The sequence below is a fragment of the Microbacterium sp. 05N427 genome (genome assembly GCF_056397105.1).
Genome location: NZ_JBFTMT010000018.1, coordinates 1 through 25,613, shown reverse-complemented (window position 1 = coordinate 25,613; position 25,613 = coordinate 1). Strand labels below are relative to the sequence as shown.

At 69.4% G+C, this 25,613-nt stretch carries 19 protein-coding genes and 3 tRNA genes; 6 read left to right on the top strand and 16 right to left on the bottom strand.

From position 1 onward, the window contains the following. Nucleotides 1-302: 302 nt before the first annotated feature. The 10 genes from AC1DG4_RS15970 to AC1DG4_RS15925 form a co-directional block, all read right to left on the bottom strand. Nucleotides 303-497: a helix-turn-helix domain-containing protein gene (locus AC1DG4_RS15970; protein WP_477420261.1), complete on the bottom strand. Its 195-nt coding sequence runs from the start codon at nt 495-497 to the stop codon at nt 303-305. A gap of 209 nt (nt 498-706) precedes the next feature. Then, nucleotides 707-780 (bottom strand) — tRNA-Met (locus tag AC1DG4_RS15965). A gap of 25 nt (nt 781-805) precedes the next feature. After that, a tRNA-Thr gene (locus AC1DG4_RS15960) sits at nt 806-877 on the bottom strand. A gap of 109 nt (nt 878-986) precedes the next feature. Continuing rightward, nucleotides 987-1,781 (bottom strand): inositol monophosphatase family protein, encoded by a 795-nt coding sequence (locus tag AC1DG4_RS15955; RefSeq protein WP_477380275.1) that lies wholly within the window; start codon nt 1,779-1,781, stop codon nt 987-989. Then, complete coding sequence (locus AC1DG4_RS15950; RefSeq protein WP_477380276.1) at nt 1,778-2,917, bottom strand: hypothetical protein; 1,140 nt, start codon at nt 2,915-2,917, stop codon at nt 1,778-1,780. The genes AC1DG4_RS15955 and AC1DG4_RS15950 overlap by 4 nt, the downstream gene beginning before the upstream one ends. Nucleotides 2,918-3,071: 154 nt before the next feature. Next, nucleotides 3,072-3,863 (bottom strand): enoyl-CoA hydratase/isomerase family protein, encoded by a 792-nt coding sequence (locus AC1DG4_RS15945; RefSeq protein ID WP_477380278.1) that lies wholly within the window; start codon nt 3,861-3,863, stop codon nt 3,072-3,074. 311 nt (nt 3,864-4,174) lie between these two features. After that, nucleotides 4,175-4,666 carry an FBP domain-containing protein gene (locus AC1DG4_RS15940; RefSeq protein ID WP_477380280.1) on the bottom strand — a complete coding sequence of 164 codons (492 nt, stop codon included), beginning with the start codon at nt 4,664-4,666 and terminating at the stop codon, nt 4,175-4,177. Between the two features lie 119 nt (nt 4,667-4,785). Beyond that, complete coding sequence (locus AC1DG4_RS15935; protein ID WP_477380282.1) at nt 4,786-5,001, bottom strand: hypothetical protein; 216 nt, start codon at nt 4,999-5,001, stop codon at nt 4,786-4,788. Between the two features lie 530 nt (nt 5,002-5,531). Beyond that, a tRNA-Tyr gene (locus AC1DG4_RS15930) sits at nt 5,532-5,613 on the bottom strand. Between the two features lie 108 nt (nt 5,614-5,721). Beyond that, nucleotides 5,722-6,738 carry a LacI family DNA-binding transcriptional regulator gene (locus AC1DG4_RS15925; protein WP_477380284.1) on the bottom strand — a complete coding sequence of 339 codons (1,017 nt, stop codon included), beginning with the start codon at nt 6,736-6,738 and terminating at the stop codon, nt 5,722-5,724. 187 nt (nt 6,739-6,925) lie between these two features. Here AC1DG4_RS15925 and AC1DG4_RS15920 point away from each other — a divergent pair, with 187 nt between their 5' ends. The 4 genes from AC1DG4_RS15920 to AC1DG4_RS15905 all read left to right on the top strand — a co-directional run bounded on the left by AC1DG4_RS15920 (nt 6,926) and on the right by AC1DG4_RS15905 (nt 12,138). Continuing rightward, the gene (locus AC1DG4_RS15920) at nt 6,926-7,297 is read left to right on the top strand and encodes an L-rhamnose mutarotase (protein ID WP_477380417.1); all 372 of its coding nucleotides are present in this window, start codon (nt 6,926-6,928) and stop codon (nt 7,295-7,297) included. Further along, complete coding sequence (gene rhaI / locus AC1DG4_RS15915; RefSeq protein WP_477380286.1) at nt 7,294-8,460, top strand: L-rhamnose isomerase; 1,167 nt, start codon at nt 7,294-7,296, stop codon at nt 8,458-8,460. Before AC1DG4_RS15920 ends, rhaI begins: the two co-directional genes overlap by 4 nt. Nucleotides 8,461-8,516: 56 nt before the next feature. Then, nucleotides 8,517-10,571, top strand: coding sequence for a bifunctional aldolase/short-chain dehydrogenase (locus AC1DG4_RS15910; RefSeq protein ID WP_477421339.1), 2,055 nt, complete (start codon nt 8,517-8,519; stop codon nt 10,569-10,571). Nucleotides 10,572-10,710: 139 nt separating this feature from the next. Beyond that, the gene (locus tag AC1DG4_RS15905) at nt 10,711-12,138 is read left to right on the top strand and encodes a rhamnulokinase (protein WP_477421338.1); all 1,428 of its coding nucleotides are present in this window, start codon (nt 10,711-10,713) and stop codon (nt 12,136-12,138) included. Between the two features lie 58 nt (nt 12,139-12,196). Here AC1DG4_RS15905 and AC1DG4_RS15900 read toward each other — a convergent pair whose 3' ends face one another. Beyond that, on the bottom strand, nt 12,197-12,943 hold the full coding sequence (locus AC1DG4_RS15900; RefSeq protein WP_477380291.1) for a hypothetical protein: 747 nt from the start codon (nt 12,941-12,943) through the stop codon (nt 12,197-12,199). A 95-nt stretch (nt 12,944-13,038) separates the two neighbouring features. On the opposite strand from AC1DG4_RS15900, the gene AC1DG4_RS15895 reads away from it, so the two are divergent. Further along, on the top strand, nt 13,039-13,638 hold the full coding sequence (locus tag AC1DG4_RS15895) for a hypothetical protein (protein WP_477380293.1): 600 nt from the start codon (nt 13,039-13,041) through the stop codon (nt 13,636-13,638). A 225-nt stretch (nt 13,639-13,863) separates the two neighbouring features. On the opposite strand, the gene rpoC is transcribed toward AC1DG4_RS15895, so the two are convergent. Continuing rightward, complete coding sequence (gene rpoC / locus AC1DG4_RS15890; protein ID WP_477380295.1) at nt 13,864-17,730, bottom strand: DNA-directed RNA polymerase subunit beta'; 3,867 nt, start codon at nt 17,728-17,730, stop codon at nt 13,864-13,866. An 88-nt stretch (nt 17,731-17,818) separates the two neighbouring features. Further along, nucleotides 17,819-21,319 carry a DNA-directed RNA polymerase subunit beta gene (gene rpoB, locus AC1DG4_RS15885; protein ID WP_477421337.1) on the bottom strand — a complete coding sequence of 1,167 codons (3,501 nt, stop codon included), beginning with the start codon at nt 21,317-21,319 and terminating at the stop codon, nt 17,819-17,821. A gap of 289 nt (nt 21,320-21,608) precedes the next feature. Here rpoB and AC1DG4_RS15880 point away from each other — a divergent pair, with 289 nt between their 5' ends. After that, complete coding sequence (locus AC1DG4_RS15880) at nt 21,609-22,523, top strand: sugar kinase (RefSeq protein ID WP_477380299.1); 915 nt, start codon at nt 21,609-21,611, stop codon at nt 22,521-22,523. 19 nt (nt 22,524-22,542) lie between these two features. On the opposite strand, the gene AC1DG4_RS15875 is transcribed toward AC1DG4_RS15880, so the two are convergent. The 3 genes from AC1DG4_RS15875 to AC1DG4_RS15865 form a co-directional block, all read right to left on the bottom strand. Next, nucleotides 22,543-23,400, bottom strand: a complete 858-nt coding sequence (locus AC1DG4_RS15875) for a MurR/RpiR family transcriptional regulator (protein ID WP_477380301.1) — start codon at nt 23,398-23,400, stop codon at nt 22,543-22,545. A 31-nt stretch (nt 23,401-23,431) separates the two neighbouring features. After that, complete coding sequence (locus tag AC1DG4_RS15870; protein WP_477380303.1) at nt 23,432-24,958, bottom strand: glycoside hydrolase family 3 protein; 1,527 nt, start codon at nt 24,956-24,958, stop codon at nt 23,432-23,434. Next, the coding region (locus AC1DG4_RS15865; protein WP_477421336.1) for a carbohydrate ABC transporter permease at nt 24,955-25,613 on the bottom strand (659 nt) is incomplete at its 5' end. The genes AC1DG4_RS15870 and AC1DG4_RS15865, both read right to left, overlap by 4 nt.

Here is a 25,613-nt window from a genome sequence, read left to right as displayed (position 1 = left end):
GTCGGCAGCCGCCTGGTAGACGCGGATCGTTTGCGGGCGGACGGCGTCACGTCGGTCTGTGAGCCAAAGGTCCAGGAGTTCAGCGAGTGTTGTCGCGCGTRTGATCTCTGTCGATCCGAAGGCCGCCCGGTGTACTTCGGCGGTTACCCCAGCGACGGCAGCCTCATCCGAGTCGGCAGTGTAAGACACACGGAGCATATTGCCTGCGGCGTCGCGTGTACGTGCGCGGGCTTGGACACGGTTCCCGACTCTGGTGAGACTGATCCCACCGATCTCGCCCGGCCCCAGACGACGACGGGCCATCAGGCGGCGCCCTTCGTCCCGGCAGCGACCCAGGCTTCGAAACCGATGAGGGGGTAGCGGACGTGCTTGCCGACGGGCAAGAACGGTGGCCCGTAGCCGCGCAGGCGCCAGTCTTCGAGGGTCCTGATCGAGATCTGCAGGCTCTCGGCGACCTGCTGCGGGGTAAGGAATACGGGCGTTGCGATGGTGTCCATGTCCACCACATGCGCGGCGCCGTGCAGATCTCTACCGCTCCCGGCTTGATCCGTAGGTTCCGAGGATCCTCGGTAGCTACGGCGACTCACCCCGAATTCTCGCCCCGGAACCGACCAAAGTGGCCTCATACTGGCCATGCTGATCTCGTCCAACATGAAAACACCTCCACAGGATTCGCGTCATTCCGCGAGTGTGGAGGTGTTTGAAGTAGCAGGAGCGGGGCTTGAACCCGCGACCTCACGATTATGAGTCGTGCGCTCTGACCAGCTGAGCTACCCTGCCGCACGGCATCCTCATGGATACTGCGAGCCCCGAGTCAGGATTGAACTGACGACCCCTTCCTTACCATGGAAGTGCTCTGCCACTGAGCTATCGGGGCGCGCTGCCCTCAGAGGGCAACCAGACGAGAATACCAAAGATTCGGCGCACCAACGAATCGTGGCGACTCCGCCGTAACACGGGCGTGTCCGCGTGCGGATCCGTCGATCTCAGTTGGCGTCGAGGATCCTGCGCTGCAGTTCCGCGACGAGCTCGGCGCCGCCGGCGAGGTTCAGTCGGCGTCCGACATCGGGGGCCTCCGGACGGAGGAAGACCCCGCCTGCTTCCTGCACCAGAAGGGCTCCCGCGGCGTAGTCCCACGGGCTCAAGCCGCGCTCGAAGTAACCGTCGAGGCGCCCCGCAGCGACGTACGCGAGGTCGGTCGCGGCGCTGCCTCCGCGGCGAAGATCGCGGGCGATGGGCATCACCCGCCCGACCGTGGCGAGGTCGCCGGCATGCGTGCTCGGGTCATAGCCGAAGCCTGTCGCGAGCAGCGCGCCCGCGGGACCCGGTTCGGCGATGCGCAGGCGCTCGCCGTTCCGGAACGCGCCCTCGCCGCGGACGGCGGAGAAGGTCTCACCCACGACCGGCGACTGCACGACCCCGGCGAGCGCGGTCCATCGGTCGGGGTCGCTTCCGCCTTCGACGGCCGCAATGCTCACCGCGTAGAGCGGGATCCCCGAGGCGTAGTTGACTGTCCCGTCGATCGGATCGACGACCCAGGTGATGCCCGTGGATCCCTCGCCGCCGCCCGACTCCTCACCGAGGAAGCCGTCGCCCGGACGCTCTGCGCTCAGACGCGCACGGATCAGCGCCTCCACCTCACGGTCGGCCTCGGTGACGATGTCGGCCAGCGATGACTTGCTCGCCGCGATCGACACGCCCTCCGCACGCCGCCGCTGCGCCAGCTCCCCGGCCTCGAGCGCGATCTCGATCGCGAGGGCGCGGAGGTCTGCCGCGATCACTGAGCGGCCGGAGGCGTCGGTGCGGCCGGTGGCGCGGCGGGCGGTGCCGGCGGGAACTCGGGCGCGACCGGCGTCGATGGCGCAGCCGGATCCGCGTCGGTCGCAGACGATTCCGCGTGCAGTGCGCCCGTCAGGCCGTGGCCGCCCGCGGTCGGCTGTGCGGCGACATCGGCGACGGGCTGTGCGGGGGCGTCCGGGACAACGGGCGCAGCCTGGACCGGAGCCGGGGCCACCGGCTGAGCCGCTGCATCGACGCCGAGCTGCGCCATGGCGGCCTCGGTCGCGGACTGCGTGGGCACGGGCGGGATCGGCGCGGGGGCCTGCCCGGGAATCGTCGCCCCCGGCGAGGGCACGCCCGTGTAGTACGCGTTCCAGTCCGGGCTGCCGTCCGCGAGGATCGGCAGGGGCGTGCGGCCGTCGGCAAAGGTAGGCCACGGCTGCGGCTCGGCCGCGGGGTAACCGACTGCGGCCGGCGCTGCATAGGCCATGAGCGCAGGCGCGAGAGGCGCGGGCTTCTTCGGAGCGAACAGTGCGTTCAGCAGAGGGATCAGCATCGTGCCCACTGCGGTGAGGATCGTGAGCGCGACGACGATGCGCCAGTACAGCTCGTCGTAGTGGAAGGTGTGCGGGAACGTCAGGTAGAAGACCAGCATCGCGACGAGGCCTGCGAGCAACGCGTACGTCACCCACACGATCGCGCGCGTGAACGTGGTCTCGTGGCGCGCGGCCGCCTTCTGGAACAGCCGTAGGTGCAGCAGTGCGAGCTGCAGGATCCCGACCACGAGCACCAACTGGAAGAAGCGCTCCACGCCGCCGAAGTAGGAGTCGTCAGGCAGCCAGATCTTCACGGCGCCGACCAGCAGCGCGATGATCCAGGAGAGCATGCTGAGCAGCGCGAGCCAGTCCTCACGGTTCGGCGCCAGGCTGGCCTCGAGGATCGCGATCGCCGCGAAGCCCGCGAGCAGCACGATCGTGAGGAATGCGCGGCCGATCAGCCCCTGCTGGTCTCCGATGAGCACCCACACGACGCACACCAGGGCGGCAGCGATGAGGGCGCCGATCGCGATCCAGATCGCTCCGCGGATGAGCAGTGAGGTGTTCGGCCCCGACTTGGCCGATGTCGTCGTGTTCGCCATGGAATCCCCCGTCTGTGGTGCTCTCATCCTCGCACGCACCGACGTGCGTGCTGCGGGCGGATCCACGATCAGGGGAGAAGTCACCGGGGCGGAGCGCTGTGGAGGCCGATGCGGTGCAGAGCGATGACTCCGTCGAGGAGGTCGCGGCGAGCGGTCAGCGTCCGGCGGACCGCTTCGCGAATGCCGCGATGAGACCCTGCGCCTCCGAACCGCCGAACGCGGCGGCGATCGTGCGGGCCTCTTCGTCCAGCTGCTCGGGGAACGTGCGCTCCGCGCGGGAGCGGATCAGGCGCTTCGCCTGCCCATAAGCGCCGAACGCGCCGGACAGCCAGAACCGCGCGACCTCCTCCGCCCTGGCGCGCACGGCGGCCGCGATCGTCGCCGCATCACCCTCACCCACGGCTTCGGCGGCGATACCCCATTCGACGGCCTCCGCCGCCGTGAGCATGCGGTCTGTGAGCAGGAGCTGCAGTGCGCGGCGCTCGCCGACGGCCGCCGCCAGCTGCGCGCTGACAGAGAGATCCGGCGTGAGGCCCACGTTCGCGTAGAGGCTCCCGAAGCGCGAGTCGGATCCGACGACGGCGTAGTCGCTCGCGAGCAGGATCCCGAGGCCTCCGCCGGCGGTCGTGCCGTGCGCGGCCGCGACGACCGGCAGTGAGGAGGACGTGAGTGCCGCGATCCCGGAGTGGATGACCTGCGCGAGCCGCTCGATCTCGTCGTTCCCGCCCATGCCCGTCGCCATGTCGATCACGTCGCCGCCCGCGCAGAACGCGCGGCCTTCGCCCTCGATCAGGATCGCCCCCACCGTGCTGTCGCCGACCGCGGCTGCGGTCGCGTCCGCCCACGCATGCGCGAGCTCTGCATTGAAGGCGTTCAGCCGCTGCGGACGGTTCAGCGTGATCCGGGCGAGGCCGTCCTCGACGCGGTAGAGCAGGGGCTCGGACATGGTGCTCCTTCGGGATCGGCGGTGATCGCACGGCCCTCGGCCGCTCGTTCAGCCTACCCGCGCCGCCCCCATCGTTGGCACCGAGTCTCAAGAAACGTGAGCCTGAGGTTCAGGCCCACACTGGGACGCAACGGCGCCGGGCGTCGCCGCCCTGGGCGCCCCGATCCAGATTCGATGCGACGGATGCACGACCCGGGAACGGACGCACGACGGATCCGCCGTTTCGGTCGTGCATCCGTGTCGCGGTCGTGCATCCGTCGCGGGTCGCGCGCCGCGCCGGCAAGCGGCGCCTGGCCCCGCGAGCGGGCGGGTCAGACCTCGCCAAGCACGGAGGCGACGAAGGAGTACACCCGCCGATGCGTGCCGTCCAGGCGACGATCGACGTGCTGCTCTGCGCGGATCTCGTTGGGCGCGAGAGGAGGAACGATCCGTACGCTTTCATGGCAGGAGAGGTCGGCGCAGATGTAGGTGCCCACGACGGATCCCTTGCGCCCTGCCTCCCCCGCACGGCGCGCGGCGAACAGGGCGACCTGGTTGCCGGGCTGCATCGTGTGGCAGAGGTTGCACATCCCGGAGTGCACACGGGTCGGATCCGCGGCGCGCAACACGATCCCGACCGCCTCGCCGTCCTGCTCGATCAGGATGTAGCCGTTGCGGGATGCGATCGGATCCCGCCAGGCCAAGAAGTCGAGATAGTCCCACTCCGCGAGGAGCAGGTCATGCGGCATCGCGATCTCGGCGGTCTCGTCCAGCTCCGCATTGCGGAACGACGCCCGGATCTGGTCTTCGGTGAGCGCACGCATGACGACCAGTCTAAGAAGGGCTCACCCAGGGCCTGAATCTGCGCGGCGCCGAGCGCTGACCACCTCAACAGACACGACCTCGCCCGCCGGGCCCGTCCGTCGCTCCTGGATCTGCAGCTCTACCGGAAGAAGCCGGCGATGTTGTCGTCGAAGGTGTGGATCCTGATGAAGCTGCCTGCGGCGTGTGGACTCCGAACCTGGCCGTCGTCTGCGACCCTCTGAGCGTTCACCTTGTCCGCGAAGTAGCCGACGTGCTGCTCGCTCCAAGGATCCTCGGTGATGAGGTCGAGCACCTCGAAGAACTCCCTCGCAGGCGTGCGCTTCAGATCTTCCATGGCGAGCCGCTCAGGCCTGGACGACGAAGCGACCGCCGGAACCCCCACGTCCTACCAGGACCCACTCCCAACTGAACCACCCCATCCACTTGCACTCGAACTCTTTTCCGTTCCACATCTCACGGGCACCGTCGCGACCGGCGTTGCAGGTGCCGAGGGCCTGCGAAGTCACCGGCACCGGGTGCGCGATAGCCACTCCGACTGACACGGAGAGGGCCAGCGCCATACCCGCCGCGCCGGCAACAAGACGCTTCCGACCCCCCCACCCGGAAGCGGCACTTGCACCATCATTTTGCATCATCGACATGACTCCCCCTGGGTTCGCTCCCGTCGCCCGCGGGGCGACATGACGGCCAGGGTAATCGGCTCCACGTGATCCTGTCTGTCCCCGAACGACCTGAGACGCAGAGACGAACGGCCACGACCGACGACTTACGGTGCAGACGCCGGAGAGGCTGACACTTGGTGCGATGCCACGCATCCGCGCAAAGACGAAGGCCCCCGCATTGCGGAGGCCTTCGTCGTTTGGGTGGCAAGTGAGGGATTCGAACCCCCGAAGCATTACGCGGCTGATTTACAGTCAGCTCCCTTTGGCCGCTCGGGCAACTTGCCATGCACGCCCGCCCCGCTTTTCCAGCCGACCGGGGGCGCGAAGATCAAGCATACCCGGCGGATCCGGACACGAGAAATCGAGCGGAGCGCGCCGATCCGGCGGGCCGATCAGAGGGCGGCGGACCCGCCGGTCGAGGCCCGCACGATGAGCTCGGGCTGGAACACGACGTGCTCGTTCGCGGCGTGCGGATCGTCGGCGATCCGCATGAGGACGTCGACGGCTGTCGAGCCGATGAGGGCGGCCGGTTGACGCACCGAACTCAGCGGAATGACCGCAGAGGAGGCGAAGTCGATGTCGTCGTAGCCGATCAGCGCGATGTCCTCCGGCACGCGTACATCGCCGGTCATCACGAGCGCCTGCAGCAGGCCCAGCGCGAGGAGGTCGTTGGCCGCGAAGATCGCGTGCGGCCTGGCGGAAGGCTCGCGCTCGAGGATCCGGCGACCCGCATCCCGCCCGGCCTGGACCGTCAGCGCCTCCGTGCCGATGAACTCCACGGTGGCGTCGTCGCGGCCTGCTACCGCACGCTGCGCGCCTTCGAGGCGATCGGACACCTGGCGGAGCGAGAGCGGTCCGCCCACGAATGCGATCCTCCGGCGCCCGATATCGCAGAGGTGCTCCACGGCGATGCGTCCGCCACTCACGTCGTCGACCGCGACCGAGGGAAAGTCGCCGTCCTGTGATTCGCGATCGACGAGGACGGTGGGCATGCCGCGCTCGCGGAGCCGCCGCAGGCGGGGCAGCGACTCCGCGACGGGCGTGATCAGCACCCCGTGCACGCGCTGCTGCTCGAACAGGTCGATGTGGGCCTGCTCCCGATCCGCCTTCTCATCGCTGTTCGCGACGAGGACCGTGAGGCCGTGCTCCGCCGCGCGCTCCTCCACGCCCTGCGCGACGTCGGCGAAGAACGGGTTGCGGGCATCCAGCACCACGAGGCCGATGCTGTTGCTTCGGCCTGCGCGCAGTTGCCGCGCCGCATCGTTGCGCACGAACCCCAGCCTGCTGATCGCCTCCTGAACGCGCGCGACCGTCGCCTCCGCGACGCGGTCCGGCCGGTTCAGGACGTTGGAGACCGTCCCCACCGAGACCCCTGCCGCTTCCGCGACGTCCTTCACGCTCGCCGACATCGTTCCTCCCGCTCCGACTCTAACCGCTGCGCGGCGTGGGATGTGTGAAACGAATCATAGGGACGGGCCGAGCATAGCCAGCCCGAGTATTGACGGAGCAGCGACGCATGTCATAGCCTTGCCATCGTTGGTTATGAAACGTTTCATTTCATGGCGCGTTCCGATCGAACCGAGGAAGGGGATGACAATGACACGCCACTGCTTCGAGCTCCGCATCAGGCCCGAGCTCATCAACGACTACGTCGCCCGCCACACCCCGGTGCGTCCGGAGATGCTCGCCGAGATCGCCGCCGCGGGCCGGCGCAACTACTCGCTGTTCCTCGCCGAAGGCGGTCGGCTCGTGGGCTACTACGAGACCGACGACGACGCCGCGGCTCAGGCCTACCTCGCTGCCTCGCCGATCGCGGCGCAGTGGGAGTCCGACATGGCGCCCTACTTCCTCGGCCTCGACGGTCGGCCCGACCAGGCCTCGACCGCACTCACCGAGATCTTCCACCTGGCGGATCAGCTCGCCGCTGCCCGCCGCACGTCCGCCCTCGAAGAAAGCACCGCATCATGACCACGCTCTCCCCCGAGATCCTCGCCGAGCTCGAGAAGCAGTCGATCGAACTGCCCAGCTGGGCGTTCGGAAACTCCGGCACGCGCTTCCGGGTGTTCGGCACACCGGGCACGCCCCGCGATCCGTTCGAGAAGATCGCCGACGCCGCCCAGGTGCACGCGTACACCGCTCTGGCGCCCGCCGTGGCGCTGCACATCCCGTGGGATCTCGTCGACTCCTACGACGACCTGCGCCGCCATGCGGAGGACCTGGGCGTCGCCCTGGGCACGGTGAACTCCAACACGTTCCAGGACGAGGACTACAAGTTCGGCGCGCTCGCGCACGAGGACGACCGGATCCGGCAGAAGGCGATCGACCACCACCTCGCGTGCATCGACGTGATGCACGCGACCGGATCCCGGGATCTGAAGATCTGGCTCGCGGAGGGATCCAACTACCCGGGGCAGAACGACATGCGCGACCGGCAGGACCGCTTGCAGGACTCGCTGCAGCGGATCTACGCGCGCCTCGGCGATGCGCAACGCCTCGTGCTGGAGTACAAGTTCTTCGAGCCCGCGTTCTATCACACCGACGTGCCGGACTGGGGCACGAGCTATGCGCAGGTCGCGGCGCTCGGCGAGCGGGCGATGGTGTGCCTGGACACCGGGCACCACGCCCCCGGCACCAACATCGAGTTCATCGTCATGCAGCTGCTGCGCCTCGGCAAGCTCGGCTCGTTCGACTTCAACTCGCGCTTCTACGCCGACGACGACCTCATCGTAGGAGCCGCGGATCCGTTCCAGCTGTTCCGCATCCTCGCCGAGGTGATCCGCGGCGGCGGCCTGAACAACCCCGACGTGGCGTTCATGCTCGACCAGTGCCACAACATCGAGGCGAAGATCCCGGGACAGATCCGCTCGGTGCTGAACGTGCAGGAGATGACCGCCCGCGCCCTGCTGATCGACCGCGAGGCGCTGACCGCCGCGCAACGCGCGAACGACGTGCTGGCCGCGAACGCCGTGCTGATGGACGCGTTCTACACCGACGTGCGTCCGGCGCTCGCCGCCTGGCGCGAGGAGCGCGGCCTTCCCGCCGACCCGATGGCGGCCTTCCTCGCCTCCGGCTACCTGGAGCGCATCTCCGCCGAACGCGTCGGCGGAGCCCCGGCCGGTTGGGGCGCCTGAGCGCCCTCCTGCCACCGCCCGAGACCCTGCACGATCACCGCATCCAAGGAAAAGACATGACCTCCCCCACCGCCGCCGAGCTGATCGCGCGCAGCAACCGCCTGGGCGCCGACCCGAAGAACACGAACTATGCGGGCGGGAACACCTCCGCGAAGGGCACCGACACGGACCCCGTCACGGGACAGCCCGTCGAGCTGCTCTGGGTGAAGGGCTCCGGCGGCGACCTGGGCACGCTCACCGAGCAGGGCCTCGCGGTGCTGCGCCTGGACAGGCTGCGCGCGCTGCAGGACGTCTACCCCGGAGTGGATCGCGAGGACGAGATGGTCGCCGCGTTCGACTACTGCCTGCACGGCAAGGGAGGAGCCGCGCCGTCGATCGACACCGCGATGCACGGGCTCGTCGACGCGGCGCACGTGGATCACCTGCACCCCGACAGCGGCATCGCGATCGCGACCGCGGCCGATGGGGAGTCGCTCACGGCGGCGATCTTCGGCGGCAGGGTGGCGTGGGTGCCGTGGCGGCGCCCCGGATTCCAGCTGGGGCTGGACATCGCCCAGGTCAAGGCGGAGAACCCCGATGCCGTGGGCTGCATCCTCGGCGGGCATGGCATCACGGCGTGGGGCAACACGTCAGAGGAGGCCGAGGCCAACTCGCTCTGGATCATCGAGACGGCCGCCGCGTACATCGCGGAGAACGGGAAGGCGGAGCCGTTCGGGGGCGTCCGCGCCGGCTTCGAGGCACTGCCCTCGGCCGTGCGCCGCGAGCGTGCCGCGGCGCTGGCTGGCACGATCCGCGGCATCGCCTCGACAGACCGGCCCATGGTCGGACACTTCACCGACGCCGCTGTCGTGCTCGACTTCCTCGCCGCCGAGAAGGCCCCGGCGCTCGCCGCGCTCGGCACGAGCTGCCCAGATCACTTCCTGCGCACCAAGGTCAAGCCCCTCATCCTCGACCTGCCCGCGACGGCGACCGCCGAGGAGCAGATCGCGCGCCTGCACGAGCTGCACGCCGCGTACCGCGCGGACTACCAGGCGTACTACGACGCGCACGCTTCGGCGGGCTCAGCGGCCGAACCGGCGTCCCCCGCGATCCGCGGCGCGGATCCGCTCATCGTGCTCGTGCCCGGGGTGGGCATGTTCTCCTACGGTGCGAACAAGCAGACCGCGCGCGTGGCGGGCGAGTTCTACGTCAACGCGATCAACGTGATGCGCGGCGCCGAGGCGTTGTCTTCGTACTCCCCCATCTCCGACGCGGAGAAGTTCCGCATCGAGTACTGGGCGCTCGAGGAGGCGAAGCTGCAGCGGATGCCGAAGCCGCGGAGCCACCAGGGGCGGATCGCGTTCGTGACCGGAGCGGCCTCCGGGATCGGCAAGGCCATCGCCACCCGGCTCGCGGCCGAGGGCGCGTGCGTGGTCGTCGCCGACCTCGATCTCGCCAAGGCCCGGGCGACCGCGGCCGAGCTCGGGAACACCGACGTCGCGATCGGCGTGGCGGCGAACGTCGCCGATGCCGACGCGGTGCAGGCTGCTCTGCACGAAGCGGTGCTCGCGTTCGGCGGCGTCGACCTCGTCGTGAACAACGCGGGTCTGTCGCTCTCCAAGCCTCTCCTGGAGACCACCGAGCAGGACTGGGATCTGCAGCACGACGTGATGGCGAAGGGATCCTTCCTCGTCTCGAAGGCCGCGGCCCGGATCCTCATCGATCAGAAGCTCGGCGGCGACATCATTTACATCTCCTCGAAGAACAGCGTCTTCGCGGGGCCCAACAACATCGCGTATTCCGCCACGAAGGCCGATCAGGCGCACCAGGTGCGACTGCTCGCGGTCGAGCTCGGCGAGCACGGCGTGCGCGTGAACGGCATCAACCACGACGGCGTCGTGCGCGGATCCGGCATCTTCGCTTCGGGCTGGGGTGCGAACCGTGCCGCGACCTACGGCGTCGCCGAAGAGGACCTCGGCCAGTTCTACGCGAACCGCACGATCCTCAAGCGCGAAGTCGTGCCGGAGAACGTCGCCGACGCGGTCTACGTGCTCACCGGTCCCGAGCTCAGCCGCACGACAGGACTGCACATCCCCGTCGACTCCGGCGTCGCCGCCGCCTTCCTGCGATGACTCCGCTTCGCCGAGTGCACGGGTTCGCGCCGAGCGCGCTCGGCCGAGTGCACGGGTTCGCGCCGAGCGCACGGGTCGTTCGCGCGAACGGGGCGTGCGCTCGGCAGCTTTCCGTGGGCTCGGCGCAGGCGGCGACCCGATGAGCGCACCGCAGCGCCCCCGCGCGTTCGTCGCCGTCGACCTCGGCGCCACGAGCGGACGCGTGATGATCGGCCGCGTCGGAGCAGACCTGCTCGAGCTCGAGCAGGTGGCGCGTTTCCCGAACGGGCCCGTGCGGCGCCCCGACGGCMTGCACTGGGATTTCGAAGCGCTCATGGAGCGCGTCATCGAGGGCCTCGCCGAGGCGGTGCGTCGCGAGCCCTCGATCGAGAGCATCGGCGTCGACACGTGGGCGGTCGATTACGGACTGCTGCGGGGCGCCGCGCCGCGGGCCGAGCCGTTCCACTACCGCGACGATCGCGGCGCCCGCGGCGTCGACATCGTGCACGCGCGGGTGCCTTTCGCCGAGCTGTACGCCCGCAACGGCCTGCAGTTCCTGCCGTTCACCACGCTGTACCAGCTCGCGACGGATGACGCCGCGCCCGAGGCGGAGACCGCACTGCTCGTCCCCGACCTCGTCGCCCACCGCCTCACGGGCGCCCGCGTCGCAGAGCGCACGAACGCGTCGACCACGGGACTGCTCGGCGTGCACGATCGGGAGTGGGACGTCGCGCTCGCGGAGCGGATCGGGATCCGCGCCGACCTGCTGCCGGCGCTCGTCGACCCCGGACAGAGGATCGGGCGTCTGCTTCCGGCCGTCGCGGCCCGGATCGGCGCGGATCTGCCCGTCGTCGCGGTCGGATCCCACGACACGGCCTCGGCGGTCGTCGCCGCCCCCCTGGCCTCCCCCTCGGCGGCCTACATCTCCTGCGGCACCTGGGGCCTGGTCGGGCTCGAGCTCGACGCCCCTGTGCTCACCGATGCCGCCCGCGACGCGGGGTTCACGCACGAACTCGGGGTCGACGGACGGATCCGCTTCCTGCACAACGTGACGGGACTGTGGCTGCTCAACGAGACCGTGCGCGCCTGGGAGGCCGAGGACGGCGCGCCCATCGACCTGCCCGAGCTCGTGGCGCTGGCCGCCACGACGAGCGTCCCGGTCTCCGTGTTCGACGCGAACGATCCGTCGTTGAGCGCGCCCGGCGACATGCCCGCGCGCATCGCCGCCGTCGTCCGCGCCGCCGGCGGTGAGCCGCCCGTCACTCGCGCCGCGTTCGTCCGCATGGTTGTGGAGTCGATCGCCCAGGCGTTCGCGGACGCCGTCGGAGCCGCAGCGGCGCTCACGGGCCGCGGAGTCGACGTGATCGACCTCATCGGCGGCGGATCCCTCAACCGGCTGTTGTGCCAGGCGACTGCGGATCGGTCGGGCCTGCCGGTGCTCGCGGGGCCGGTGGAGGCCACCGCGCTCGGCAATGTTCTCGTGCAGGCACGCGCGGCCGGGGTGTTCGGCGCGGATGCCTCCCTCGAGGATCTGCGCGATCTGGTCCTGCGCACGCATCCGCCCGTGCGCTACGCGCCGCGGCACTGAACCAGGGCGGGCGCGGAGCTCGTCGCGGGTGCGAAGCGCGTCGCGGGTGCTCTCCTCGTCAGGTCGCGATGCGGGCGAGCCGGGCTTCGAGCCCGTGCCAATCCGGCGCCGGGGCGTGCGCGACCGGCGGATCCGGCAGGAGCCGCACCGGCGTGTGTCGGTTCGTGCCGGCGACGATCGGGGCGGGCAGGAGCACTGCCGCGTGTGCAGCAGCGACAGTCGGCGCCTCCGAGGTTGCCTCTGCGGGCGCCTCCACGGGCGCCTCCGTCTCTGGCACCGGCGCGCGCCCCTGCTCCGGCTGCGCCATCCCCGGAGCGACCTCCTCGGCACCGCCTTCCCTCGGAAACGACGCTTCCGCAGCATCGGCGGGCGCGCCGAGCCCCAACGCGCTCAGCACCTCATCGCGCACCTCGGCGATCGTCGAGCCATCGCGGTCGCGGAAGTCCACGATCAGGTCGGCCTCTCCCTGGGCGGCCAGCGACCGGCGCGTGTCGGTGAACGCGCTCTCTCCCCGGCGCAGCTCGACCTCCACGCCGCCGCGATCCCGCACGATCGAGCGGCGCAGCGTGCCCTCGGGCGCGGGGACGGAGACGAGGCGGATCCCGCGATCCTGCAGCGCCGTGCGGATCCGGTCGCCGTCGGCATCCTCCGCGACCGGCGCGACGACGGTCAGGATCAGACCGTGACCGAGCAGGGCGGCGGCGAGCTCCACGGCGTCGCCGGTCACGCTCTCGCGCACTCCGCCCGGGTCCCGGATCTCATCGACCCTCGCCTCGCCCACGACCACCACACGATGCTCGGTCATGCCGCCCCCTTCTCCCCGGATGGACTCCGAAGATCTCCCCAGGCTACTCCGGAGCGCCGCTCGGACCGGCGAACGCTGACCCTTATCCTGGCGCCATGAAGACACGCAGCGTCGCGGTCGCTCTCACCGTGCTCGCCCTCGCCACCGCGCTGGCCGCGTGCAGCCCCTCGGCCCCCGGCGGGTCCCCTTCCGCGACAGGATCCGGCTCCGCGTCGTCGACGAAGACGCCGTCCCCCGGAAAGAGCGGATCGCCGACCCCCACCCCGACGTCGACCCCGGTCGCGCTGCCGAAGGACTGCCCCGCACTCCTGTCCGCCGACGTGCGCTCGCAGCTCGGCGACACTCCCTTGAACTCCCCCGTGTTCGGGCCGAGCGGCGTTCAAGCCGACGGGAGCCTGATCTGCATCTGGGCGGATCCGAAGGCCGATACGACGAACATCACCACGACGATCTCCCGCAAGGCCCGCGGCGAGGCGCTGGACATGCTGAACGGTCTCGTCAAGACCGAGGGCTACAGCTGCTACACGCCGGACAAGGGCACGCGCTGCGAGAAGGAGTGGCAAGACCCGAAGTACCCGGTCACGGATGGCCGCACGCTGTTCTGGCGCGACGACGTGCTCATCGACACCCGCTATTCCAACCTCGCCCCGAAGGGCTACACCTCGAGCATCGTGGCGAGCATCTTCGGATCCTGAGCGGCCCCGAGCCGCCCCGCGCAGCGCCGAATGCTTTCCGAACGAAATGGCGGCACCTTTCGCGACGGGAGCGGATGGTCGAGCCCCGGGAGCGGATGGTCGAGCCCCGGGAGCGGGATCCGGGAACGCGGAAGGGCCCCGGATCCGAAGATCCGGGGCCCTTCCGTCAGACGATCAGTCCGTCGGCTCGGCCGAGCGAGCAGGCTCTCTCGGCTCTCGCCTCACTCAGTTGTAGGTGCCGGGCGTGATGTCGTCGGTGGAGAACGCGTCGAAGTCGACGTAACCGAAGTCACCGTCGGCGTACGCACCGTCGGATGCGAAGATCCGGTTCGGGTAGCGCTCGCTCTTGGCCTCCTCGGTCGCCTCCACCGTGATGTCGCGGTAGCGGCGCAGGCCGGTCCCCGCGGGGATCAGCTTTCCGATGATGACGTTCTCCTTGAGGCCGACCAGCGGGTCGCTCTTGCCCTCCATGGCGGCCTGCGTGAGCACGCGGGTCGTCTCCTGGAAGGAAGCGGCCGACAGCCACGACTCGGTCGCGAGCGACGCCTTCGTGATACCCATCAGCTCCGGACGGCCGGACGCGGGGCGCTTGCCCTCTGCCACGGTCGCACGGTTGACGTCCTGGTAACGACGGGCGTCGAGCATCTCGCCGGGCAGCAGGGTCGTGTCGCCGTGGTCGACGACGGTGACCTTGCGCAGCATCTGGCGCACGATGACCTCGATGTGCTTGTCGTGGATCGGCACACCCTGGGAGCGGTACACGCCCTGCACTCCGTTGACGAGGTAGCGCTGCACCTCGCGGGCGCCCATGACGCGCATGACCTCCTTGGGGTCGAGCGTTCCGACCTGGAGCGGCTCGCCGACGACGACGTGCTGGCCGTCCTCGACGAGGAGCGTCGCACGCTTCAGCACCGGGTAGACCACTTCCTCGTCTCCGTTGTCGGGCGTGAGGATGACCTTCTTGGACTTGTCGGTCTCCTCGATCGTGATGCGGCCATCGGCCTCGGCGATCGGGGACGCGCCCTTCGGGGTACGCGCCTCGAAGAGCTCCTGCACACGCGGCAGACCCTGCGTGATGTCACCGGCGGAGGCGAGGTGGAAGGTACGCATCGTCAGCTGCGTTCCGGGCTCACCGATCGACTGGGCCGCGATGATGCCGACGGCCTCGCCGATGTCCACCGTCTTGCCGGTGGCCAGCGAGCGGCCGTAGCACTGCGCGCAGACGCCGACGGCCGAGTCGCAGGTCAGCACGGAGCGGACCTTGATGGACTCCACGCCGAGCGCGACCAGCTTGTCGATGAGCACGTCGCCGACGTCCTCACCGGCGCTGGCGAGAACCTCGCCGGCCTCGTTCACGACGTCGGACGCGAGCGTACGGGCGAACACGGAGTTCTCCACGTTCGCGTCGCGCACCAGCTCGCCGGCGCTGTTCGGCGCGGCGATCGGCAGCTCCAGGCCCTTCGACGTGCCGCAGTCGTCCTCACGGATGATGACGTCCTGCGAGACGTCCACCAGACGACGGGTCAGGTAACCCGAGTCGGCGGTGCGCAGGGCGGTGTCGGCGAGACCCTTACGGGTACCGTGCGTGGCGATGAAGTACTCCGCCACCGACAGGCCCTCGCGGTACGAGGAGATGATCGGACGCGGGATGAGCTCACCCTTGGGGTTGTTCACCAGACCACGCATACCCGCGATGTTACGGATCTGCAGCCAGTTACCACGGGCGCCGGAGGACACCATGCGGTTGATGGTGTTGTCCACCGGGAAGTTCGCCATCATGGCCGCCTGGACGTCGTCCGTCGCCGCGGTCCAGATCTGGATGAGCTCCCGACGACGCTCGGCGTCGGTGATGAGGCCCTTGTCGTACTGGCCCTGGACCTTCTCGGCCTGCTTCTCGTAGCCCGCGACGATCTCGCCCTTGTTCGGCGGGGTGATGACGTCGCTGAGCGCGACGGTCACACCGGAACGCGTGGCCCAGTAGAAGCCGGCGTCCTTGATCCGGTCCAGCGACGCAGCCGTCTCGACCTTCGGGTACTCCTCGGCCAGCTTGTTGACGATCTGGGACAGCTTGCCCTTGTCGGCGACGCCGCGCACGAAGGGGTAGCCCTTCGGCAGCGTGTCGTTGAAGATCGCCTGGCCGAGCGAGGTGTCCACGAGACCGTGGCGCTCGTAGCCCTCGGGGGCTTCGCCCTCGAGGAACGTCAGACCCGGGATGCGGATGCGGACCTTGGCCTGCAGGTCGAGGGTGCCCTCGTCCTTCGCCAGGATCGCCTCGCCCACGGAACCGAACGCACGGCCCTCGCCGGTCGCGCCCTCCTTGACCGTGGTCAGGTGGTGCAGACCGATGATCATGTCCTGCGAGGGCAGGGTGACCGGACGGCCGTCGGACGGCTTGAGGATGTTGTTCGAGGCGAGCATCAGCACGCGGGCCTCGGCCTGGGCCTCGACCGACAGCGGCAGGTGCACGGCCATCTGGTCACCGTCGAAGTCGGCGTTGAACGCCGCGCACACGAGCGGGTGCAGCTGGATGGCCTTACCCTCGACGAGCTGCGGCTCGAAGGCCTGGATGCCCAGGCGGTGCAGGGTGGGGGCGCGGTTCAGCAGCACGGGGCGCTCGCGGATGATCTCCTCGAGCACGTCCCAGACCTCGGGGCGCATGCGCTCGACGGCGCGCTTGGCGGCCTTGATGTTCTGCGAGTGGCCCAGGTCGATCAGACGCTTGATCACGAACGGCTTGAACAGCTCGATCGCCATCGTCTTCGGCAGACCGCACTGGTGCAGCTTGAGCTGCGGGCCCACGATGATGACCGAACGGCCCGAGTAGTCCACGCGCTTGCCGAGCAGGTTCTGGCGGAAGCGACCCTGCTTTCCCTTCAGCATGTCGCTGAGGGACTTCAGGGCACGGTTGCCGGTGCCCGTGACGGGACGACCGCGGCGGCCGTTGTCGAACAGCGCGTCGACGGCCTCCTGCAGCATGCGCTTCTCGTTGTTCACGATGATCTCGGGCGCGCCGAGGTCGATCAGACGACGAAGACGGTTGTTGCGGTTGATCACGCGGCGGTACAGGTCGTTCAGGTCGCTGGTCGCGAAGCGGCCACCGTCCAGCTGCACCATCGGGCGCAGCTCCGGCGGGATCACCGGCACGACGTCGAGCACCATGGCGGCCGGGCTCATGCCGGTCTCCAGGAACGAGTTCACGACCTTCAGGCGCTTGATCGCACGGATCTTGCGCTGACCCTTGCCCTCGGAGATCTGCAGGTGCAGCTTCTCCGACTCGGCGGCGAGGTCGAAGGCCGCCAGGCGGCGCTGGATCGCCTCGGCGCCCATGTGGGCCTCGAAGTACTGGCCGAACCGGTCCTGCAGCTCGTGGAAGACGTCGTCCTCGGGACGAAGGGCGCCGACCTCGAGGGTACGGAAGTCCTCCCACACGCGCTCGAGCTTGACGATCGACTCGTCAGCGCCCTTGCGGATCAGGGACATCTCCTTCTCGGCGGCGTCCTTGACCTTCTTCTTGGCGTCGGCCTTGGCGCCCTCGGCCTCGAGGGCCGCGAGCTCCTCCTCCAGCTTGGCCAGGCGCTCCGCGATCTTGGCATCGCGGCGGTCGCCGAGCGTCTTCAGCTCGAGACGGATGTTGTTCTCCTGGGTCGCCAGGTCGCGGTGACGCGCGTCCTCGTCGACCGAGATGACCATGTACGCGGCGAAGTAGATGACCTTCTCGAGGTCCTTCGGCGCCATGTCCAGCAGGTAGCCGAGGCGCGAGGGCACGCCCTTGAAGTACCAGATGTGGGTGACGGGCGCGGCGAGCTCGATGTGACCCATGCGCTCACGGCGCACGGAGCTCTTGGTGACCTCCACGCCGCATCGCTCGCACACGATGCCCTTGAAGCGGACGCGCTTGTACTTGCCGCAGGCGCACTCCCAGTCGCGGGAGGGGCCGAAGATCTGCTCGCCGAAGAGGCCGTCCTTCTCCGGCTTCAGCGTGCGGTAGTTGATGGTCTCGGGCTTCTTGACCTCGCCGTAGGACCACTTGCGGATGTCGTCGGCGGTGGCAAGGCCAATGCGAAGCTCATCGAACGTTGTTGCGTCGAGCACTAGTTCTCCTGTGTCTCAAATTCAAACTGTGGGTGACCTTTCGACAGGCTCAGGGACCGTTCAGAAGGTCGCTGAGCCCGTCGAAATGTCAGATCTCGTCGATCGAGGCGGACTCGAAGCGGCTGGAGATGTTGATCCCCAGCTCCTCGGCGGCGCGGAAGGCCTCGTCGTCGGTGTCGCGGAGGTTGACCGCCGTGCCATCGGCCGAGAGGACCTCGACGTTCAGGCAGAGCGACTGCATCTCCTTCATGAGCACCTTGAACGACTCCGGGATGCCCGGCTCCTGGATGTTCTCGCCCTTGACGATCGCCTCGTAGACCTTGACGCGGCCGAGGATGTCGTCGGACTTGATCGTGAGGAGCTCCTGCAGCGCGTAGGCGGCGCCGTAGGCCTCGAGCGCCCACACCTCCATCTCACCGAAGCGCTGGCCGCCGAACTGGGCCTTACCGCCGAGCGGCTGCTGGGTGATCATCGAGTAGGGGCCCGTCGAACGCGCGTGGATCTTGTCGTCGACCAGGTGGTGGAGCTTCAGGATGTACATGTAGCCCACGGAGATCTGCCCCGGGAACGGCTCGCCGGAGCGGCCGTCGAACAGGGTGGTCTTACCGGTCGAGTCGATCAGGCGCACACCGTCACGGGTCGGCAGCGTCGAGTCGAGCAGACCGGTGATCTCCTCCTCGCTGGCGCCGTCGAACACCGGGGTCGCCAGCTTGGTGCCGGGGGCGACGTCGAACGCCTCCTCGGGAAGACGCGCTGCCCACTCCGGGGTGCCCTCGATCTTCCAGCCCTGCGCGGCGATCCACCCGAGGTGGGTCTCCAGCACCTGGCCGAAGTTCATCCGGCCCGGGATGCCGAGCGGGTTCAGGATCACGTCGACCGGGGTGCCGTCGGCGAGGAACGGCATGTCCTCGACCGGCAGGATCTTCGCGATGACGCCCTTGTTGCCGTGGCGGCCGGCGAGCTTGTCGCCCTCGGTGATCTTGCGCTTCTGGGCGATGAAGACCACGACGCGGCGGTTGACGCCGGAGCCGAGCTCGTCGTCGCCGTCCTCGGCGTTGAACTCCTTGACCGCGATGACGGTGCCCTGCTCGCCGTGCGGCACCTTCAGGGAGGTGTCACGGACCTCGCGGCTCTTCTCGTTGAAGATCGCGCGGAGCAGGCGCTCCTCGGCCGAGAGCTCGGTCTCGCCCTTCGGCGTGACCTTTCCGACGAGGATGTCGCCGGGGCGGACCTCGGCACCGATGCGGATGATGCCGCGCTCGTCGAGGTCCTTCAGGAGCTCGGGGCTGACGTTGGGGAGGTCACGGGTGATCTCCTCCTTGCCGAGCTTCGTGTCGCGCGAGTCGACCTCGTACTCCTCGATGTGGATCGAGGAGAGGGTGTCGTCCTTCACCAGGTCCTGGCTGAGGATGATCGCGTCCTCGAAGTTGTGACCCTCCCACGTCATGAAGGCGACGAGGAGGTTCTTGCCGAGCGCGAGCTCGCCGTTCTCCGTGGCGGGACCGTCGGCGATGACCTCGCCGACCTCGACGCGCTCACCGGCCGAGACGACGACCTTCTGGTTGTACGAGGTGCCGTGGTTCGAGCGGTCGAACTTGCGCAGGTAGAACTCCTGCGTGCCGCCCTCGTCGAGCATGACCACGACGCGGTCCGCGGAGACCTCGGAGACGACACCCGCCTTGTCGGCGGTGAGCACGTCACCGGCGTCGATGGCGGCGTAGCCCTCCATACCGGTGCCGACGTACGGCGACTCGGAACGGAGCAGCGGCACGGCCTGGCGCTGCATGTTGGCGCCCATGAGCGCGCGCTGCGCGTCGTCGTGCTCGAGGAACGGCACGAGCGAGGTCGCGACCGACACCATCTGGCGCGGGGAGACGTCGATGTAGCCGATCTCCTCGGGGAGGAACATGTCGACCTCGCCGGATCCGCCCTTCGGGCGGGCCAGCACGTGCGCCTCGGTGAAGCCGCCATCCGCGTCGAGCGGGGCGTTCGCCTGGGCGATGTTGAAGTCGACCTCCTCGGCGGCGGTCAGGTAGTCGATGTGCTCGGTGACCTTGCCGCCCTCGACCTTGCGGTACGGGGTCTCGATGAAACCGAACGAGTTGATCCGCGCGAACGTGGCGAGCGAGCCGATCAGACCGATGTTCGGGCCTTCAGGGGTCTCGATCGGGCACATGCGGCCGTAGTGCGAGGGGTGCACGTCACGCACCTCGACGCCGGCGCGGTCACGGCTCAGGCCACCGGGGCCGAGGGCCGAGAGGCGGCGCTTGTGGGTCAGACCCGCGAGCGGGTTGTTCTGGTCCATGAACTGCGACAGCTGCGAGGTGCCGAAGAACTCCTTGATCGCGGCGACGACGGGGCGCACGTTGATCAGGGTCTGCGGGGTGATCGCCTCGATGTCCTGCGTGGTCATGCGCTCGCGGACGACGCGCTCCATGCGGGACAGGCCGGTGCGGACCTGGTTCTGGATGAGCTCGCCGACGGCGCGGATGCGACGGTTGCCGAAGTTGTCGATGTCGTCGGTCGCGAGGCGGATCTCCGCCTTCTTGCCGCCGCGGATGCCCTCGAAGGTCTCCACGTTGGCGTGCAGGCGCACCAGGTACTTGATCGTCTCGACGACGTCCTTGACCGTGAGGACGGACTCGTCCAGCGGGGTGTCCAGGCCGAGCTTCTGGTTGATCTTGTAGCGACCGACCTTGGCCAGGTCGTAGCGCTTGGAGTTGAAGTAGAAGTTGTCCAGCAGCGCACGGGCGGCCTCTGCGGCGACCTGCTCGCCCGGACGGAGCTTGCGGTAGATGTCGCGGAGCGCGTCCTCCTTGGTGAGGATCGTGTCCTTCGCCAGGGTCTCCTCGATCGAGGCGAAGCCGGCGAACTCGGCGAGGATCTCCTCGCTGGTCAGGCCCAGCGCCTTGAGGAACACGGTCACGGACTGCTTGCGCTTGCGGTCGATGCGCACGCCGACCTGGTCGCGCTTGTCGATCTCGAACTCGAGCCAGGCACCGCGCGAGGGGATCACGCGAGCCGAGACGATGTCCTTGTCCGAGGTCTTGTCGGCGGTCTTGTCGAAGTAGACGCCCGGGGAGCGGACCAGCTGCGAGACGACGACGCGCTCGGTGCCGTTGATGATGAACGTGCCCTTGGCGGTCTGCAGCGGGAAGTCGCCCATGAAGACCGTCTGAGTCTTGATCTCACCGGTCTGGTGGTTCATGAACTCGGCCTCGACGTACAGCGGGGCCGCGTAGGTCTTGCCGCGCTCCTTGCACTCCTCGATGGAGTACTTCTCGGGCTCGAGATACGGGTTCGTGAACGAGAGCTGCATGGTCTCGCTCAGGTCCTYGATCGGCGAGATCTCCTCGAAGATCTCCTCCAGGCCGCTGGCCTGCGCAAGATCCTTGCGGCCGGCCTTCTTGGCCTCCGCGACGCGCTGCTTCCAGGCCTCGTTGCCCACGAGCCAGTCGAAGGACTCGGTCTGCAGGGCCAGCAGGTCGGGGACCGTCAGCGTGTCGGAGATCTTGGCGAACGAGAGGCGGGATGCGCCACGCCCGTTCTTGGTGGTGGTGGGGGTGGATGCGTTGCGAGCAGCAGCCAAGGGAATAACCTCCGTGAGCCCCGAAGGGCGTCTCGATTCCTCGTCGTCAGGTGAGCGCGCCACGTCACACGGCCGCACGCTGAAGGCGCTCTGTCGAGGAGCGAAGACGTACGGAGTCTGCCGACCACCATATGAGGGCAGGGAGGAGCGAGGCGCAAATATCAACTATAGGCCGGATATCGCGACATGTCCAGCGCGATTCTTGACCTTCTGCCCCGAGGGGGGTATAACCACGAGCGCGTGGCGCCCCGACACGTGCCTGCCACTGGGATCCGGTATCGTCGCGAGCGTGCCAGAAACCCCGTTGATCGCCTGCTTCGGCGAGGGCCTGGTCGCGCTCGTGCCCACCACGGCCGGTCCGCTGGAGAGCAATCGGACGTTCCAGCGCTCCCTGGCCGGCGCGGAGTGGAACGTCGCGCTCGCCGTCGCCTCAGCCGGCTCCCGCGCTGCCGTGGTCTCCCGGGTGGGCGATGACGGCTTCGGCCGCTTCCTGCTCGCCGAGCTCGCACAGCACGGCGTCGACGCCTCCGCGGTCGAGATCGACCCCGCCGCCCCCACAGGGCTGTACGTGAAGGAGCTCTCGGCCGAGGGCGATGGCCCTGTGCAGAGCGCCATGCATTACTACCGTGCCGGATCCGCAGGCAGTCGGATCTCCCCCGCGACCCTGCACACGCCGGCCGCGGAGCGGGTACTCGCCGACGCGGCGCTCGTGCACACGACCGGGATCACCCCTGCGCTGTCCGTCGGCGCCCGCGCCGCGCAGGACGAACTGTTCGCCGACCGCGGCGACAGGCTGATCGGCTTCGACCTGAACTGGCGCTCCGCCCTCTGGCAGGGCCGCGAGGACGAGGCCCGCGAGCTGCTCGGCGGATATCTCGCCGCAGCCGATGTGGCGCAGTGCAGCGCGCACGACGCCGAGGCCGTCTTCGGCACCGGGGATCCGGACCGTCTGCGCGCGCTGTTCCCCGGGCCGAGGCACCTCGTCGTGACGCGGGACGACGGGGCCACCGCATTCGACGGCGCCGAGCGCGCCGATGCCCCCGCCGTGCCCTCGACCGTGGTCGAGACGATCGGCGCCGGCGACGCCTTCGCGGCGGGCTTCCTCGCCGGGGTGCTCAGCGGGCTGTCGCTGAGCGGCTGCGTGGCCAGGGCCAACCGCATCGCGACCCGTGCGCTGGGCAGCACCCGCGACCACGTGGACTGACCAGGCCGCCCCGGCGGCGTCAGGCGCCGCGGACCGCCCGACGGGTCGCGCGCAGCGGCCCGGTCACCGTCTCGCCGCGGTGCTGCACGACGCGCACGAACAGCAGATCGAGCACGGCGAGCTGTGCGATCCTGCTCGACATCGCGGCCATTCGCAGTGGTGACTCCGTGGCGCGTGTGCCGAGCACCACGTCGGCCACCGCCGTGACCGGGGATCCTGGGACGTTGGTCAGCGCGACCGTGAAGGCCCCGGCCGCGCGCGCCACCTCGGCGGCCCTGATCGTCTCCGCGGTCGCACCATCGTGCGACACGGCGAGGACGACGTCCTCCGCTCCGAGCAGTGACGCGCCGGTGATCGCGATGTGCGGATCCGGCGAGTGCACCGCGACGCATCCGATCCTGGCGAGCTTGAGCTGCATGTCCTGCGCGGTGAGCGATGACGCGCCCTGCCCGAACAGGTGCACCTGTCTCGCGCCCGAGATCGCGACGGCGACGCGGTCCAGCGCGACGAAGTCGAGACCCGCGACGGTGTGCTCGATCGCACCGATCTCGCTCGCCGCGAGCTTGGCCGCGACGGCCTCCACCGGATCGCCCTGGTCGATCACCGCATCGTCGAAGCCGAAGCGCTCCTGCTCGGCCTGCGCGCGCGCCACGGCACCGGCGAAGGCGACGCGCAGTTCGCGGTAGCCGCTGAAGCCCAGAGTCTGCGCGAAGCGCGCGACGGTCGACAGCGAGGTGCGGCACAGCTGCGCGAGGTCGGTGATGGCGAGATCCACGACGAGGGTCGGATCCGCGAGCACGCGCTCGGCGACCCTCGCCTCGGCGGCGCTCAGGCGCGGCACGGCCCGGCGCACCACGGTGAAGACGTCCGCGTCCATCACACCCCCTCCGCCTCCCGAAGAGAGCGGATCATCGCACGGAGCCGACGAGCCTCTCCCGAGCGAGCTCGGCGCCGATCTTACTCGCGGAACCCACCTCGATCACCGGGACATCCATGCCGTCCACGGGCAGGCCGACGTTCACCGCCACGACATCGGTCGCGCGCGCGGCGAACGCGGTGACGAGCGCGCGCTGCGCGGGGTCCGTGTCGATCCGGTCCACGAGCAGCGCGATCCGCCGGCCGTCGGCCTGCGCGACCGCCGCGTCGACGGCCGTGCCGCGTTGCGTCTCATCCAGGCGCGCCGGCTCGAGACGCACCGTCGCCGCTCCCGCGGCGAGCGCTTCCGAGACGTAACCGGCGGCGCTGTCCACGGCGAGCGTCGAACTGCGGCGGGCATCGACCACGAACGGGGCGCCCGCGGTCGTCAGCTCCCCGCGCACGCGCAGCGCGCGACGCACGATGCCGGCACCGTCGTAGACGGCGGCATCCGTGGCGTCCGCCGCTGCCGTCGCCGCGAGCTTCGTAGCGAGCCGCGCCACCCTGGCACCGGCCTCGGCCACCCGCTCGCGGGACAGGGATCCGTCCCGCAGCGCGGAGACGATCGCGTCCCGCGCCGTGCGGTAGTCGTGCTCGTCCTGATCCGGCAGCGCCCTCGCACCGGGGTTCGTCGGGTTGCCGATGCAGAGCAGGTCGGCTCCCGCGGCGAGCGCGAGCACTCCTCCCCCGCCGATCCCGACGGACTCGCGGATCGCGGCCATGTCGAGGGCGTCGGTGATGATGACGCCGTCGAATCCGGCGTCCCGCAGCATGCCCAGCACGCGAGGGTTGAGCGTGGCGGGCTCCTCGCCCCATGCCGGGACGACGATGTGCGCCGTCATCACGGCGTCCACGCCCGCAGCGATCGCGGCGCGGAACGGCGCGAGGTGCACGCGCTCGATCTCGGCCGGATCAACGGCGATGCGCGGAAGGTCGTGATGCGAGTCGACGTGCGTATCGCCGTGCCCCGGGAAGTGCTTGACGCAGGCGGCGACACCGCCCGCCTGGATGCCCTCGACGGCGGCGACCACGTGCCGCGAGACCAGGTCGGCGTCGGCGCCGAACGCGCGCACGCCGATGACGGGGTTGCGCGGATCCGTGTTCACGTCCGCCACCGGCCCGAGCACGACATCGGCGCCCACCGCCCGCACCCGGCGGGCGAGCTCTGCGCCGGTCGCCGCGGTCGCGGCCACGTCGTCGAGCGCGCCGAGCTGCGCGGCGCCGGGGAGCGTGGATCCGGTCGCGGCCTCGAGCCGGGTGACGCTGCCGCCCTCCTCATCGACGCCGATGAGCGCCTGCGGGTTGGCGGTGCGGATCCCGGCGCTCAGGGCGGCGAGATCGGGGCCGATGTTCTGCGCGAAGTAAACCACGCCGGCGAGCCCGTGCTGCAGCGCCGCGTCGAGCCACGCCGGCACGGTGCGGCCGTAGAAGCCCGGCCACAGCACCGCGTTCGCGAGGCGCTCGAGCTGCGCCGTCTCGGCGTCGCGCTCCGATGCGTCATTCGCCTCTGCCACGCTCATCCCTTCACCGCTCCTGCGACGAGTCCGGCCGAGAGCCGGCGCTGCACCAGGACGAAGAAGATCATGACCGGGATGGTGATGATCGTCGACGCCGCCATGATGCTTCCCCAGTCGTTGGAGTGCTCGCCGAAGAACGACTTCAGACCGATCGAGACAGTGTACTGATCCTTGGCTCCGCCGAGCATCGTCATGGCGAAGATGAACTCGTTCCAGGCCGTGATGAAGCTGAACACGCTCGTCGCGACGAGGCCCGGCATCACCAGCGGGAGCAGCACGGAGCGGAACATCCGCCACCAGCTCGCGCCGTCGATGTAGGCGGCCTCCTCGAGCTCGATCGGCACGGCCTGCACGAAGCCCCGCAGCATCCAGATGCCGAACGCGAGCGAGAGGGCGGTGTAGACGACCATGAGCCCGAGGATGTTGTTCAGCAGCCCGAGGGTCTTCACCTGCAGGAACAGCGGGATCACCAGCGCCTCGAGCGGCACCATCTGCACGACCAGGATCATCAGCAGCACCGAGGTGCGGAACTTGAACCGGAATCGAGCGACGGCGACGGCGGCGAGCAGGCAGACGAACCCGGACACGAGCACCGTCACGAGCGCGACGAGCATCGAGTTGCGCAGGAAGAGGAGGAATCCGCCGTCGGTGAGCAGCA